Raw genomic sequence first — 14765 nt, 5'->3', positions numbered from 1 at the left:
CATTACGCTGCCCCGCCCTGGTGCAGCGGCCGGACCAACGCGAGGACCTGGTCGCGGTCGACCTTGATGAGGCGCGGGCCGACCTGGAAGCCCTCCAGGAGACCACCGTCGACCCAGCGCCGCACGGTCCTGGGGTGGACCCCACCGGCGAGCTGGGCGGCGTCTCGGAGGCTGATCAGTGTCTTGCTGTTGGAGAGGTTTCGCCTGCTCATGTGTCACTCCTTTGGCGACTTGTCATTGTGTATACGCATCACTGTATACGCAGTTGTGTATACGCACAATGATTGCGTATACACAGCGCCCGTCGGACATGACAAAGGGCCCGATCAGTTACCCGATCGGGCCCTTTGGCAGGGAATCCCTGAGCTAGGAGGCGGCGCCCTCGGGGTCGAGCGCCATCCGGAAGAGGAAGGAGTCGTAGCGATCGCGCGGGTACGAGACCTTGGAGATCATCAGCACACGGTTGTCACGGTCGAGGTAGCGCTGATACACGGACTTGACCAGCTCACCAGATGGGGTGCGGAGCCACTCGGCATGACGCTCCTCCGGCAGAGCGTCAGCGATCGTTTCCTCGAGGAATGCGGCGGTCTCGACATCTGCCGCACCCAACGGCTGATAGCTGTCCGAGACTGAGATCGGGCGCCCTCCCTCACTCGCGCGCGTGATCACGTGCGTCACGTCGGCGCCAGCCTCGATGCCAAGCGCTTCGGCCAGCGCGTCCGTCGCCGCGATCGTCGCGGTATCCCGCTCGACCTCCACGGGTTCGACGGACTCGTTCTCGAACGTCGTCTCGGGGCTCTCGAACTGCCGTTCAGGCGACACCCGGGTGAGGTTCGGCCGGTCCGCGACGAACACACCGCGGCGCGCCACACTCCGGACAAGCCCCTGACCGAGCAGCAGCTCGACCGCCTTGCGGATCACGATCTGCGAAACGCCGTGGCGCTCCCCCAGCTCGGAGTAGCTACGCAGCTGCGTCCCAGGAGGGAGCTCACCGGATCGGATCTGCCGGGCGTACTCCCCCGCAATCCGTACATATGCTGGCTCTGACATATGAAACCCCTTCAATAGTTGAGAACTCGAAAAACCGCCCACTCTTTGTATACGCAACTGCGTATACAGACAACTATTCCGGGCTATTTGCCGAGTTACCCTCCTTTACCCTCGGCGCGACCAGCATTGAGCATGGTCCTGCAAGTTCCACCATGTGACGAACTGAGTGTCTTCGTCTTCGAGATTCCATTCCGTCGCGAGTTTGTCGAAAAAGCCGTCGGTGCCCGTCTTTCCGCCGCGCGCCTCGCCGATGTAGATCAGCCGATCCCCGCCAGCACGCTCATACGACTCAAGCGCTTCGAGCGCCATCGGATCGCCCCAACCGGGCGGCCAGCAGAGGAACAGCACGCAGTCGGACTCGGCACCCTCCGTGCGTGCCGCCGCGAGTTCGTCGAGATCGCCGACATGGCCCCACACGGCGCCGCCCCGGAACGAAACGTTATCCACTTGGTCGGGCGGCTCCGAATCGTACGCAAGCACCTCGATATCGAGTCGCCGTAGCTGGCCTGCCCAGTACCCGCGCCCCGCACCAACCTCGAGCAGGCTGCGGCCATTGCGGACCCTGCCTATCCACGCGAGCGTTTCAGGAGATGGGATCGCATACGCATATGCCTCCTGGAGCACCGTCTGTGCGAACGCGAGACGGGCACTCCCGCTTGGCCTCCCCCCGTTGACTTCTCGGCGCTGCCGACCTCCGGCTGGCGCGACGACGGCCGGCGCGACGATGTCCCAGTACGGGTTTTCGCTCTCGCCGCCGGTCATGTAGTGGAGCATTCGCAGATCGAACGCCCGATCGGCGTCATCGTCGCCAGTCCCCGGCAACCTCGGGGAGGTCTCGAGGTAGTCGGCGACCCTCGGATGCTCGGTGCGGAAACGTTCTTGGTCGTCGAGCAGCTCGGCTAGCTCGTCTCGACGCTCTGGCGTCAGTAGGAATCCCGTCACACGGTCGATTGTGCCGATTGCGGCCCACAGGGGTTGCTGGAACAGCGGAGGTCGGCGCTTCGCCGACTGGCGTCGGTTTGCGCCGTCAGGGGTAGGCCGCGAGTCGACGCTGACGGGCACCACTTCCTCGTTGTGGTCCCCATCGACACGCCCGCTGACCGCACTGCACCACCTTCCGGCCCCGGGCGCTCGGTCGCGTACAGGACGGACTGCGGTATCCGAATTGCCCCGCTCGATTAGTCGCGTGCCCAACCGCAGCCGCCCCACTTACCGCAACCACACACCCAAGCGCGTCGAGAACGCAACCGGCGCTCCCCCAGCGCAACCACTCTGCCAGCCCAGCCCCTCATTGTGGTTACTTCTTTGTGGTTCTCTCCCCTTCACTTCTCACTTCTTCCTCACTTCCCCCTTGTTTGGTGTTGTTCCTCCCCGCTCGGCTTCCCAACTCTCTATGAACAGCGAAGCCATAGAGAGTTGGGAAGCCGAGCGGGGAGGGGTAGCGCCAAACACCGCAGCTCATCTAGGGTTTCGTGCGAATGCCGCCGGGACTGCGCCGGGAGTTGGCGAGTCCCGGCACAGTCCCGGCGTTGTCCCGGCAGAGTCCCGCGCACACCCACGCCAGGGCCAAGAGGAGAGTCGACCAGCAGATCGAAGGCCTCGCAGCGGAGACCCGTAACATGCGAGAAGCCATCACAGAGCTGCACGAATACGTCGCCAGAGTCGAACGAGCACCGCGCATTAGTGCATCCGACGTGGACGCTGCTGTCGCTGACGCGCTGGAGACCTTCAAATCGGATCTGAACGTCAGCGCTGGAAAGGACTTCAAGGTAGCAATTTGGGGCGGCGCGATCACTGTCGTTGGAATGCTGGTGAGCCTTGCCAGCCAGCTCACGTAGGTCGAGTGAAGCGAGCTACTTTCAGCCATGAGGTCGAGGAAACACTAGTGATATAACCACTCCAGACACCATTGGATCAACGCGAACTGAAACGCGAGAACACCGAAGCCAACTGACCGGCCAAGACCAGCCCAACAACTACTGACCTGCCTCCGGAGCAGACCGTAGCGAGCACGCGCCCCTGGTCAACCGGTATTCGTCAGTCGCGACCGCTCAGAGTATGGTTTACCATTCAGTCCTTGCCGTCTATCTATAAGAACCGAGAGAACTGAGCCCTACTCCGTATCGGTAGGCAGTGACGATTTCGGGACTTCATACCGGAAGGAGATCGGAGTCAAGGCATCGTCTTCGATCTTCCATTCGTGCGTGACGGCGAGAATACCACCCGAAGCGATTGGGGAGAGACCATTGCGGTCAAGGTGGATCGAATGCAGAACCGCCAGAGCATTGTTCGGATAGTGTTCTCGGTGGTGTTCCACCTCGCCACGAGTAAGGATTACCTCGTCACCAGGCGAGGTAGTGCCCTTCACCTCGACGTAGACCGTCTCACCTTCCTTCGTAGCTAGCAGGTCGTAAGGCTTAGTTGCGCCAGTGTCGCGCACCTTGTATCCCGAATCTTCGAAGTGCTCTCGGACAACGGCGACTGCATGCTTCTCAATCACCAATTTTTCAGCAGTATTCAGACGGTAACCCTGGCCGGACTTTGGGCGATGACGAGCATTGCCGGCAGCTTCCTCGACAGCATGATCAGCATCTGCAATTTCCGGAGGCTCGTCACCCGGAAGATATGCGGTCGCCGCATCCGCTGCGTACAACTTCCCAAGCAGTTTGCCAATCTCGACGAAGTCTGCACGCAACTTCTCATCGGGCGGGATCTCTCCAACTGCGTATCGGATCGCATGAACGTTACCAAATTCGTAGCCACGTGCCAGCCGATTGCGACCCAAGTCGGTGACATCTTCGAATTCACCGAGCTCAGCCTTATCTGCGGCAAGTACCGAACGGGCCCATTCCACCCGCCGTAGCAGATCGGCAGGCCGGCGGTGCACAAAGTCTTTGATCGCGGTGCTCCATGTGGTGGTGCCCTGATTCAATGACAGATATACAGCGTCGCCCGTCGCGCTGAACAAATAGACGACATACCAGCCGACGGTTGCACTCGGACTAAGTTCCGGATCGAAGTAACGACTCCATGGAACCTCCGAGGCGCTACCCTTGCCGCCGCTGCCCTCTGCGCTCCATGTCGGAAAAACCGCCGCGACCCACGGTTCGAGCAGCTGTGGAATCTCCCGCTCAACGATCGCGGTTCGCCGTTGCATGGAGAGATCAGCGAGCGCAGCGGTGCGGTGGGCTTGGAGCTTTAGCACCTCATCGAGACCATCCCCCAACATGTTTCGAGACTGTACACCCCTGCCACCGACAGCCGTGGGGAAGGCCCCCTCGGGTCGAGTGCCCCGTAACGAGTTGCCGCCGAGGCGAAGCCGTCCAGGGCGAACGAGCTGAAGACCCGTGTTCCCGCCGCCTCGACCGATCGCCAGTCTCGCATGCGCCGGCTCAGAGTAGGGACCGCCGTTCATGACGTAGGGGGCCGATCAGGCTGCTGGTGCGCGCAAAGAAACCGCTACAGCTGACCGGAGATCAGAGTTATTGTCGTTGCGACAGAGCGCAACATAATAGGAAGGTGGGGCTGTGACCGAACTGGACCTCGACGGCGACGACGTACAGAGCGATGCCGTGGACGAACTCCCTGACGAGCTCGTCGACGAGTCCGAGGGTGATGGCAAACTTACCGCAGAGGACGTTCAGGATGTCCTGTTGTACACACTGGACTGGAGCGTTCAAAGTCTTTTAGATCGAATCGGACGCACTTTCGACATCAACCCCGCTTTCCAGAGACGTGATGCCTGGAACGCGGAGCGGAAGAGTCGGTACATCGAATCATTGATGCTTGGCCTCCCAGTTCCTCAAGTGGTATTGGCGGAAGACAAGCACTCTAAACGATTCATCGTCTTGGATGGAAAACAGCGCCTCGTTACAATGAAACAGTTTGGGGCACCTGATGGCCAATTTCGGGCGTTCAGGCTCCGCAAACTGAATTTCCTGGAGCAGCTTAACGGCAAGAAGTTTGACCAGATCCAAAAATCGAGTGAAACCGCCGAATGGGCTGAGAGCTTCTTGAATCAACCAGTGCGCACTATCGTCGTTAGAAATTGGGGTAAAACTGAAGTCCTGTATGAAGTTTTCCGCCGACTGAACCAGGGAAGCTTGCCATTGTCGCCGCAAGAACTGCGCCAAGCTCTCTTCCCTGGCGAATTCTCAACTTGGATTAATGAGACGTCCGCTAACAGTTCGGCGATTCAACGAGCGCGGCGACTGAAGCGAGAAGATTTCCGCATGCGAGATGCCGAACTACTGCTCCGTAGCATCGCTTTCCAGGAAGCAATCGAGAGCTACGACGGAAACCTGCGCGAATTTCTTGATCGAATGTGCGAAAACGGAAACGCTAATTGGGCGAGCCGGAGAGAAGAGTATCAGAAGCATGCCGCGGCTACCGAAAAGTCGATTGAACGAACTGAGATGATTTTCGGCGCAGGAAACACCTTCCTCCGCTACATCGACGGCGAACATCCTGAATATGTTCGTCGGTTTAATGTCGCAGTGTTCGACCTGATGTGCATGGTCCTTTCGTCGCCCGAGGTAACCGATAGCATCGTAGAAGATCATCGCGACACCTTTAAGCACCGGTTCGAAGAACTCTGCCTCCGGGACACCGAATTCTCCGATGCACTGAAGTCGACGACGAAGACCCCTCGGGCTACTGCGCGACGGATCATTTCTTTTGGCCGCGCCGTGGAAGAGGAAACAGGGCTCAGTCTAAGTGTAGTAAGGAGGGCCGAGACCCTTATCGCCCATGCTCCGAAGCATTAATGCGGGATCGGTGAAATAGTGCCATCACCGCTCTTTATATCTTTCAAGCAGCAGATTTCAGTCTTGAAAACAAGCCTTATCGCTGAACGAAGGGACGACTTTCGATACACCGCGGCTGATCATCAGCGCGCGTTAGGTTTTCGACTGCTTGCCAGCGCTCATTTGGAACACTTCCTCGAAAGCCGATGCGCAGAGACTGCTGCTATCGCTGCAACCGAACACAGAAAGCGTCGGCCCACCCGCGCCTCAAAGTGCTTGCTGGTCTGGAATGCAGTTAGTAGCCAATCTCCTATTCCCGTCGAAAATTCGGAATATATGAGCTCTGACAGTATCGACAAAGCGATTGAACGGTATCGAAACCTTGTGAGTAAGAACCACGGCATCAATGGCAGTAAGCTCAAAGGGCTCCTGATACCGCTAGGCTTCCGAAATGGCGACCTCGACAAGCATGCTCAACTGTTCGACCGTCTGGACTCCGTGGCCGACAATCGAAATCCGGCGGCCCACACCAGAGTGAATCGCGCCAGACAACTAGTCGAGCCTCAGGAAGAGTGGTTGGTCATCGACAACTTGATGAGCTTGCTTGTCGAACTCGATGAAGCACTTGATTGCGCATGTCAACCAATCGCGTAGACGTCGCCGTGCCCTGGCTTCTTGAGTGCGGCATCCTGGACCCAGACGTCGCGCACGGTCCCCGCACGAGCTCCTGCCGACAGCGCCGCCTGTCGAGTAGCCCCGTCTGGTACGCAGTAGGTACGCAGTAGCTCCGCGAACAGTATTCGCCAGCCAACGCAACCAGCGGCAAACCCGCTGGTCGGTGGCGTCAGGCCAACCTTGCCAGCAACGGCAAACGCCTAGTGAGTAGTTCGAGCTCTACTTCGACGTGTAAGTCGTCGTACGGCAAGGCGTTTCGAGCCCTCCCGCACTTCGGTGCGGGAGGGCTCGTCCCGTTTTGGGACAGAGAATCGAGCTCCGGCTCGCCGTCCGCAGTCCGTCCGCAGCTCGTCCGCAGTCGGTTTCAACGAGTCCGCCCGCTTCGCGATCACTTCACCGATTGCGAAGCGCGTGGACTCGTCTGCGTCCGGCCACAAGTGCCCGCAGGTGTCGAGGGTCGTCTTGGCGCTGGCGTGGAGAACCCGTGCCTTAACCGTCTTGAGGTCGGCCCCTTGGAGATGAGCAGCGACGCGGAGAGGTGCCGCAGATCGTGGAAGCTGAACTCATCGGGCAGACCCGGCACCGCCCCGCCTGTCACAATTCGCGGACCGCCGTTCGATGATCCACGGCGGCAACGGCTTGCCTTCCCCGGTTGCTCACCATGTGATCATTCGGCCACCTCTTGTGCGCCGCCGACAACAGCAACGTCAGCGCACGCGGGATCGAGATCGGCGTCGGGGGCGCGCCTTCTTCAACTTGGCCACCCACGCTATCACCGACGAGGGCCGCACCGACCCCAAGCGCACCTGGCGGGAAGCCGACCCCCCCGGTCAGCGCACCCAGCGTTCGACAATTACATAAAGCAGCGAATGTAATCGAATTTCTATCAAACCGAGTGCATTTGAGTTTCAAGGCGCGTCAACTCGACCGCGATTGCTCGGCGGGCGGACCGGTGCAGACTCCTTTGCATCGCGCTTCCGCCACACGCCGAAAACAATGCCAATGAGCCCACCGACTGCCGCTACGACCGTCGCATCGGCATCACCCACCACGACGATCGTAACCGACGCAGAGATAGTCAAAACCAAGACGATGAGATCAAGAACCGGACTATTGCCGCGCATTTCCGGACAGCAACTACCGGCAGCCGGCAAAGTGGGCAAGAAATTATTAGAAGAGTGCGGCATCGCTTGGCGCTCATTTCTATTGGTTGCAAATGAAAGGTTGAGAATATCCGATATTCTTGCGCAAACGTGGCAGGTTACGTTGACGATTTCGTTGCTGCGCGCGACAAAATGCAAGATTCTCTCGTGAGCATGACCCTTTTTATCGGCTCCCCGCCACTATTCACAGTACCGCGTTAGTGAAATTACCAATGGCCTTATTGCGCAATCTCCGATTCCGCATCCACCGTCAACGACAGCGACTGCCTCGAAACACCATTGCGAGGCATACGAGGATAGCAATCAGTCTTTATTGATGAGAGTTTCAAGAGCATATTCTCCAGCGACATCCCCAGGTCTTCTGAAAGCTCACGAAGAATAGAAATGATCGCGGCACTGTCAAGTTCCTTCGGATCGGCAAGAATTTCATCGATAACCATCGCGCTTATCGCCTGCCGCCGAGTGAGAACTGTCTTAGGTAACCAACTGAGAGCCCACCGCTCTCCATTGTTCCCATCGCCCAGACGGACGGCCACTTCCGGCGAGATCACGCTCGATATCTTGAGAGGAGTGATAATCAGGCCCTCGATGCGTTCAACGACCTCGCGGCGTCGACTGTCCGCTGATTCTCTCGGAGTGTCAGCTGCAACCGTCGGCACCGATTCGACAGTTCTCCCGTTTGCATTCCGCGCGGGGCCTGCCCACAAATTCTCTGGCTGGTAATGAAAGCCGAGCCGTCGCCGTAGCTGCTTAAGGCCGGCCTCAACGTCGTACTGCACTTCCGTATTGTGTTGTGCATCATCGACGCACGCTTGGCTTGTTTCGTAATCGTCAACCGAACCGTTACAGTTCCTTTCCATTCCAATATTCATGCTATTACTTCACCTCCGCTACTCTTCCTCAAATTTGAGGAATTTCTTCCTAAATTTTCTTTTGAATTGTCTGTACGATGGTCACCTCGTTCAACGATGGCGTGGACTTTGGCGCGCGCCCTGCTTTTATGCGATCGCACGGTCACGGTAAGAATTCCCATGACCTCCCCAATCTCGGAGTCGCTGAACCCGAGCTCCCACGACATGAGCGCTACCTGATACTCGTTATCGGTAAGCTCATTTAGCAGCATGTCTCGGAAGTGTTCGAGATCCAGCTCACTAAGCATCAGGTCGAGCGGATTTATTCTTCCATGTGGCGCGAGCAGTGAGACTTGATCGTCTACATAATCCGGTACAAGAATGACGTTCTTTCGGCGCCGGCGCACACAATCTGCGACTCGGCGCGTGGCAATCTTCATTATCATTGGTAGCGTCGAGTAGTCGGACATTTTCAAAAAATCGCGGTCGAGCTGAATCCAAACTGCGGTGAAAACCTCTTGAACTATCTCGTTGGCACGATCTGCGTCCCCGCTCAGCGATTTGAGGGCATACCGGAACACGGCGGGCGAATGGCGACGAAAGATCTCCTCGAATCTCTGCTGCGCTTCGGCGGATCCTCGATTGACTGAAGAATCGGTCATCTTGCAGACATCCCCCAACCGACACCTGTCGTCTCCCAGCCTTCAAGGAGAGATGTGTGGTTAGCGCCCAAGCGTTGGGGGTAGTGATACCGGACGTCGACGCTCCAGGATCGGTCATGTGGCGTTAGACGCTGGAACCAGCGTGCTAACTGGGCACCGGCCACGGTCGGCAGTGGAACGCACGTAGAACACCACACTGGCTGGCGCGCCGTTGCACGCCGCCTTCCGGTAACCCGCTTTAGCGTCATACCTAGTAGTCGCAGAACTGGGAGCGAATGTTGAGACACACCCTGGACCACCACGCCGACACGCCGGAACCGCGAGATAACTCCAGCGTAGTGATGATGAGAGCTCAGTTCGGAACCACTCGACGACAGCTTAAGCACTTCTGGGTCGGCGCAGCTAGAACGGTGGCATGACCGATGTAGCCAGCTGGGCGCCGCAGACCTCCGAACCGCTTCAGTTCGTCACCGATCTGCTCGGTGACGTGATCGCGCAGCCGAATCCAGGGGCGCGAGTCGTCACCGATCCAGAGGAAGCCGCGAAGATCGTTGCCGCTGAGACTCGCTCACGCATCGCGGCGGTTTTGGACAGGTTCGTCGGCACACCGATGGTGCTGCTGAGCGGTGGTGTTGATTCGATATACGTTGCGGCCGTGGCGGTTTCACTCGGGATGCGACCGATCGCGATCACGATCGTGACCGAAGGGCAGTCCGACGAAGGCAATGCGGCCGCCGCGGCGAAGGCGCTGGGGCTTCGCCATGATATCGTCCGGCTTTCGGCGGCTGAGGTCGTCGATCTCGCGCGGGATGTGATGGCGCGACTCGGGACGTCGGAACTGTGGGAAGTCACCGCTGGGATACCGATTCTCGCTGCCCGCCGCCGCCTCGACATCATCGACGATCTCGGGGCGATCCTCACAGGTAGTGGCGCGGACGCGATCTTCGGTGGAGGACGGAAGCTGTCGTACGCGGTGGGATCCGATGAGGCGCGCGTGGAGCTCGATCAGCTCATCCGCGCCGAGTCGGCGGCGAACTTCCGGGAAGCGCGTCTGGTTCCGCACTTCTATTCGGCGCTTCTCGATGACCGTGCCGATCGGCTCGTCCACGTCTTCCAGACCGTGCGCTGGTGGCATGCCGCCGAACAGTTCGCGCCGCCAGTGCTTTTCGGCGCGCATGATGGCCGGCAGGTGGACAAGCTCGCATTGCGGATCGCTGCCGATCGACAGCTGCCCGCCGAGGTCAAGTCTCTCGCTTGGGCTGCGAAGTCGCCCATTCAGCGGTCCTCCGGCCTCATGTCCGTTCTCGCCGCCGCTGCCCGTACCTATGCCGCGAATCTGCCGGGCGCGCAGACCTACGCCGACCCGCGCACCGAGGACGCGGAGGCCGTCGCGACCCGCCTGTATCTCTCCATCCTCGAGAACCGCTAGGGCCGCCAATCGGGGGCACATGCCATGCCGAAAGCCCGGCGAGAACGGGAGAGCGCGCCTCGGCAATGCTTCGACGCCGGGGCTTGGCCCGTTTCGGTACCGTGAAGGGACGGACGTGTTAGAGCGTAGTGAGGAGGGGGAGCCTCCGTCTGCCGGAATCCCCGATTGCCATGGCGAACACAATTCGACTGAAGGTCCAGAACTGGGCGCACCGCCGCCTGCTCGCGCTCAGCCACGGACGGGCGGGAACAAAAGTGGCGGGGATGCCGACGCTCGAGCTCACAACGATCGGGCGCAAGTCCGGGCGGGAGCACACCGTGGTCCTGATGACTCCGATCGTCGAGGGCGACACGATCGTGATCGTCGGGTCGCGGGCGGGTGATGCCGCGCATCCGGAGTGGTTTCTGAATCTGCGTGAGACGCCGGCGGTCAGGGTGTCCGTGCAGCACGGTCCCGAACAGTCGATGACCGCGCGCGTAGCCACCGCCGACGAACGCGCGGCGCTGTGGCCACGCGTGTGTAAGACATGGAAGGGGTACGACCGTTTCCAGCGAAGGACTTCCAGGGAGATCCCGCTTGTGCTGTTGACGCCGTAACCGGCAGTTACTGCGTACTGCTGTCGCATCGCAGCCCGAGCGCTCGGCAGACGGACCGAACGCGCCGAAGATGCCCGCAGCGTCGAGCCGGAAAAGTACGTGATCGACTTCAGCAGCAACGATTTCGACCAAGTGCGCGCTCGACTTCGAACGCTCCGGCAACGAGGTGGCAACTACGACTACGGGCCGCTCACCACACAATCGCCTTGTGCAGCAAGAGGTTGCCGACAGCTGCGCCGAAGCAATTCGCGGGAGCTGCGGCCGGAAACCCTGGATCCCGTTGGGCGGATTGGAAATCCCGCTCACCGGGTGGACCGAGACGAACCTGAGAACTCCCTTAGAACACGTTCTAGTGTCGCCCGGCATGAAGATTTCATTCATTGCTCTCATCGGTGCGGCGCTCAGTGCGCTGGCCTTGGTGTCGACCCCTGCTGCGCCCAGTGCGATGGCCGAGCCGACCGTGGAGGCGGCGGCTCGCATCGAGTTACAGGGGGCCGTCAATGTCCGGGATATCGGCGGGTATCGGACGTATGACGGGGCTCGGGTCAAGTCCGGCAAGGCGTTTCGGGCCGATTCGCTGGAGAAGCTGACCGATGCGGACGTGCAGAAGCTCGGTACGCTGAATCTGCGGGCGGCGGTGGATCTCCGGACACCGGCCGAGGTGCAGTTCGCGGGGAAGGACAAGCTGCCCGCGGGTGTTTCGGCGGTCGCACGACCGATCGACGACACCGGGCTGTTCCAGCAGATGCTGCAAGCGATCCAGTCGCGGGATCCGCAGAAGCAGGAGGAGCTGCTGGGCAACGGGCGGGCCGAGCAGATCATGGCCGGGGTGTATCGCAGCTTCCTGAACGAGGCCTCGCGCAACGCTTTCGGGCAGACGATCCGCGACCTGGCGAACTCCGACCGCGCCACGCTCTACCACTGCACGGCGGGCAAGGACCGCACCGGCTGGCTCACCTATGTGGTGCTGCGCGCCGTCGGCGTGCCGGAAGGCACCGCGCGGCAGGACTATCTGCTGTCCAACCAGTACCGCGCCGCCGCGGACGCCAAGCTGCGCGAGGACGTGAAACGCGCCGGGCTGATGCAGAATCCGGACTTGCTGATCCCGTTGCAGGAGGTGCGGGACGCCTACCTGGACGCCGCCATCCAGCAGATGGAACAGAGCTACGGCGATTTCGGAAAGTTCCTCACCCAGGGCCTCGGGCTGGATCCGGGCACGATCCTGAAATTGCGCAAGAACCTGGTCAGCTGAAACCTCTGATCCGAGCCCTCGCCACCCGAGGTGGCGGGGGCTCGGCGCTGTTCCGAGGTCTCAGTTGTCGGTGCTCGGTTTCGGGACGAGCCCGAGGACGGTGAGATCCAGATCGCCGGACGCCTCGGTCCAGCCCATGGCGCGCAGTTCGCTCGGCGCGCGCACGCCGAGCGCGTGTTGCAAGCCGAGAGCGACGGATCGAGAGAATTCGACCAGGACGTGCTCGGCCAGTGGCCAGAACAGGCTGCGTTGCCAGTTGTCGATCTCGAGCCGGGAAACCGGTGCCTGCCAGCCGAGTTCGCGCAGCATCCGCTCGGCGTCGGCGGACATCGGCTGGGCCAGATAGCGATTGCCCGCGAGTTCGGCCGACAACTTGATGTCGAATTGCACGAACTGGACGTAGCGATTGCCGGGTGCGGCGATGATCAGCGTGGCGCGCGAGGGTAGTTGGGCCAGGCAGCGGGCCAGCGCCTGCACGAATCGGTCCCAATCCGTGGTCACCGGCTCGGTCATATTTCCCCCGGTCGATCGCACTAGGGCCCGATCATACGCCGACCTGCCTGAGACACCAGGCGAATCCTCGTGGCGGGCAGAGCCTGGGGAGTGTTCGCGACGACCGGCCGATCGCACCCCAGATTCCGGGGCTGGACGGCAGCCCAGGTGACGCACCATAGTCCTCTGGTGCGAGTGGGTTCTGTGGTGGCGCGGGTGGCGGCCGGGGTGGCGTTGATGCTGGGGGTGGCGACGCCCGTGGCGGCTGAACCGCCCAGCGTGCCGTTCACGTGGTGGCAGACCTACTTGACCGCACCGGACGGCACCCGCCTGCACGCGGACGTGCTGCGCCCGCCCGGCCTCGCCGACGACGCCAAGACGCCGGTGCTGCTCACCGTGAGCCCGTACCGCTCGCACCTGGCCTACCTGACCCACCCGCTCCCGGAAGGCGGCCCGTCCGTCGAGAACCTGCCGGCCGATGAGGCGCTGCGCGCGGGCTACACCTACGTGCTGGTGGATCTGCGCGGGTTCGGCGGCTCGAACGGCTGCCCGGACTACGGCGGGCCGGGCGAACGGTCGGATGTGGTCACCGCGGTGGAATGGGCCGCTTCGCAGCCATGGTCGACCGGGCGGGTCGGTATGACAGGCACCTCCTACGAGGCGTGGACGGGCATGCTCGCGCTCGCGGCGAAACCCAAGGGCCTGGCCGCGGTGGCCGCGTTCGCGCCGGTGGTGGACCCGTACTCGTATCTGTACATGCGCGGCGTCTCGTGGAAGTTCTCCGGAAAACCGGTGACGGACAACGGCATCCGGCCCGCCGACCAGGTCGGGCTGGAGCATCTCGCCATCGCCTCCACCCCGGCGCACTGGGACGACTCGCCCGAGTATCAGGCGAACGCGGTGAGTATGCCGCCGGGCTGCGCCGAGCGCTACGTCGACCTCACCACCGACCACGACGCGGCCAACCCCGGGTGGCGCGAGCGCGACCTCGTGGACGACCTGCGCGGCACCACCATTCCGCTGTTCGTCAGCCAGGGCTTCCTCGACGCCAACACCCGGCCGGACCGCGTTTTCGAGATGTGGCAGGGCCTGGGCCCCGGCGAACACCGCGCCTGGTTCGGCCAGTGGGGCCACACCGATTGCCACGCCAAATGCGGCACATCCTTCTTCGACGCCGAGCTGATGGCGTTCTTCGACCGGCACGTGGCGGGCAAGGACGTCGAGGTGCCGGGCCCCCGGGTCAGGGTGGGCCAGTTCGACGGCGGCTGGCGTTCCGAAACGGCGTGGCCGCCTGCGGATTCGGCGCGCATCGTCCTGCCACTGCGGACCGGTTCCTATATCGATCGCGGTCTGCTGCCCGGCCGCGATCGCGAGATCTGGTCGGTGTCACAGCCGTCGGCGGAACCGACGCACCTGTCCGGCATGGCGACGGCCGCGCTGCGGCTCACCGGTCCCGAGTCGGCCACGGTCGCCGTCGAGCTCTACGACATCGCGCCGGACGGACGCGCCACCATCGTCACCCGTGGCATCGCCCCGGTGCGCCCCGAGGTCGATCTCCGGCTGCTGGCCCAGGACTGGCCGCTGGCCGCGGGCCATCGGCTCGGCGCGAAGATCACCGACGTGGTCGACGACGTCTGGTCGCACGCGCCGAGCAATGCCGCGGTCACCGTGCACGCCGCCTACGTGGAACTGCCCGTGCTCACCGCCCCGCGCAGCCCCGACCTCACCGGCGGCACGCCCGACATGCACGCCAGGTGGCGCGTCGAGAAGAGCTTCCAGCTCGGTCCCGACATCCTGAACGACCCGGCGACCTCCGTCGACCTGCCCGCCGCGCGGTGACGAAGCGAGCC

General features: G+C 61.7%; 15 protein-coding genes. 7 read left to right on the top strand and 8 right to left on the bottom strand.

From position 1 onward, the window contains the following. Positions 1–2 precede the first annotated feature (2 nt). The 3 genes from AC3ERS_RS03245 to AC3ERS_RS03235 form a co-directional block, all read right to left on the bottom strand. Complete coding sequence (locus AC3ERS_RS03245; protein ID WP_431963263.1) at positions 3–212, bottom strand: helix-turn-helix domain-containing protein; 210 nt, start codon at positions 210–212, stop codon at positions 3–5. 154 nt (positions 213–366) lie between these two features. After that, the gene (locus AC3ERS_RS03240) at positions 367–1050 is read right to left on the bottom strand and encodes a GntR family transcriptional regulator (RefSeq protein ID WP_431963590.1); all 684 of its coding nucleotides are present in this window, start codon (positions 1048–1050) and stop codon (positions 367–369) included. 105 nt (positions 1051–1155) lie between these two features. After that, positions 1156–1992, bottom strand: a complete 837-nt coding sequence (locus tag AC3ERS_RS03235; RefSeq protein WP_431963261.1) for a hypothetical protein — start codon at positions 1990–1992, stop codon at positions 1156–1158. A gap of 677 nt (positions 1993–2669) precedes the next feature. Here AC3ERS_RS03235 and AC3ERS_RS03230 point away from each other — a divergent pair. Next, positions 2670–2888, top strand: coding sequence for a hypothetical protein (locus tag AC3ERS_RS03230; RefSeq protein ID WP_431963260.1), 219 nt, complete (start codon positions 2670–2672; stop codon positions 2886–2888). Positions 2889–3163: 275 nt separating this feature from the next. On the opposite strand, the gene AC3ERS_RS03225 is transcribed toward AC3ERS_RS03230, so the two are convergent. Next, on the bottom strand, positions 3164–4279 hold the full coding sequence (locus AC3ERS_RS03225) for an MrcB family domain-containing protein (RefSeq protein ID WP_431963258.1): 1116 nt from the start codon (positions 4277–4279) through the stop codon (positions 3164–3166). Between the two features lie 298 nt (positions 4280–4577). On the opposite strand from AC3ERS_RS03225, the gene AC3ERS_RS03220 reads away from it, so the two are divergent. After that, complete coding sequence (locus AC3ERS_RS03220; RefSeq protein WP_431963256.1) at positions 4578–5816, top strand: GmrSD restriction endonuclease domain-containing protein; 1239 nt, start codon at positions 4578–4580, stop codon at positions 5814–5816. Between the two features lie 18 nt (positions 5817–5834). Continuing rightward, entirely contained in the window at positions 5835–6449 is a 615-nt protein-coding gene (locus tag AC3ERS_RS03215) for a hypothetical protein (RefSeq protein WP_431963254.1), read from the top strand. 929 nt (positions 6450–7378) lie between these two features. Here the strand turns inward: AC3ERS_RS03215 and AC3ERS_RS03210 are convergent. The 3 genes from AC3ERS_RS03210 to AC3ERS_RS03200 all read right to left on the bottom strand — a co-directional run bounded on the left by AC3ERS_RS03210 (position 7379) and on the right by AC3ERS_RS03200 (position 9146). Further along, the gene (locus AC3ERS_RS03210) at positions 7379–7771 is read right to left on the bottom strand and encodes a hypothetical protein (RefSeq protein ID WP_431963252.1); all 393 of its coding nucleotides are present in this window, start codon (positions 7769–7771) and stop codon (positions 7379–7381) included. Positions 7772–7851: 80 nt separating this feature from the next. Then, positions 7852–8505 carry a hypothetical protein gene (locus tag AC3ERS_RS03205; protein WP_431963250.1) on the bottom strand — a complete coding sequence of 218 codons (654 nt, stop codon included), beginning with the start codon at positions 8503–8505 and terminating at the stop codon, positions 7852–7854. Further along, the gene (locus tag AC3ERS_RS03200) at positions 8502–9146 is read right to left on the bottom strand and encodes an RNA polymerase sigma factor (protein ID WP_431963248.1); all 645 of its coding nucleotides are present in this window, start codon (positions 9144–9146) and stop codon (positions 8502–8504) included. Before AC3ERS_RS03200 ends, AC3ERS_RS03205 begins: the two co-directional genes overlap by 4 nt. A gap of 610 nt (positions 9147–9756) precedes the next feature. On the opposite strand from AC3ERS_RS03200, the gene AC3ERS_RS03195 reads away from it, so the two are divergent. The 3 genes from AC3ERS_RS03195 to AC3ERS_RS03185 all read left to right on the top strand — a co-directional run bounded on the left by AC3ERS_RS03195 (position 9757) and on the right by AC3ERS_RS03185 (position 12423). Next, on the top strand, positions 9757–10575 hold the full coding sequence (locus AC3ERS_RS03195) for an asparagine synthase C-terminal domain-containing protein (RefSeq protein WP_431963246.1): 819 nt from the start codon (positions 9757–9759) through the stop codon (positions 10573–10575). A gap of 170 nt (positions 10576–10745) precedes the next feature. Further along, positions 10746–11171 carry a nitroreductase/quinone reductase family protein gene (locus tag AC3ERS_RS03190; RefSeq protein ID WP_431963244.1) on the top strand — a complete coding sequence of 142 codons (426 nt, stop codon included), beginning with the start codon at positions 10746–10748 and terminating at the stop codon, positions 11169–11171. Between the two features lie 208 nt (positions 11172–11379). Continuing rightward, positions 11380–12423, top strand: a complete 1044-nt coding sequence (locus AC3ERS_RS03185) for a tyrosine-protein phosphatase (protein ID WP_431963242.1) — start codon at positions 11380–11382, stop codon at positions 12421–12423. 60 nt (positions 12424–12483) lie between these two features. Here AC3ERS_RS03185 and AC3ERS_RS03180 read toward each other — a convergent pair whose 3' ends face one another. Beyond that, a complete protein-coding gene (locus AC3ERS_RS03180; protein WP_431963240.1) occupies positions 12484–12936 on the bottom strand; it encodes a TY-Chap domain-containing protein in 453 nt (150 codons plus the stop codon). 168 nt (positions 12937–13104) lie between these two features. On the opposite strand from AC3ERS_RS03180, the gene AC3ERS_RS03175 reads away from it, so the two are divergent. After that, positions 13105–14754, top strand: a complete 1650-nt coding sequence (locus AC3ERS_RS03175) for a CocE/NonD family hydrolase (RefSeq protein WP_431963238.1) — start codon at positions 13105–13107, stop codon at positions 14752–14754. Positions 14755–14765: the final 11 nt, after the last annotated feature.

The organism is Nocardia sp. bgisy134 (assembly GCF_057708325.1).
The sequence above is the reverse complement of the archived record's forward strand: the minus strand, read 5'-3'. Positions and strand labels throughout refer to the sequence as shown.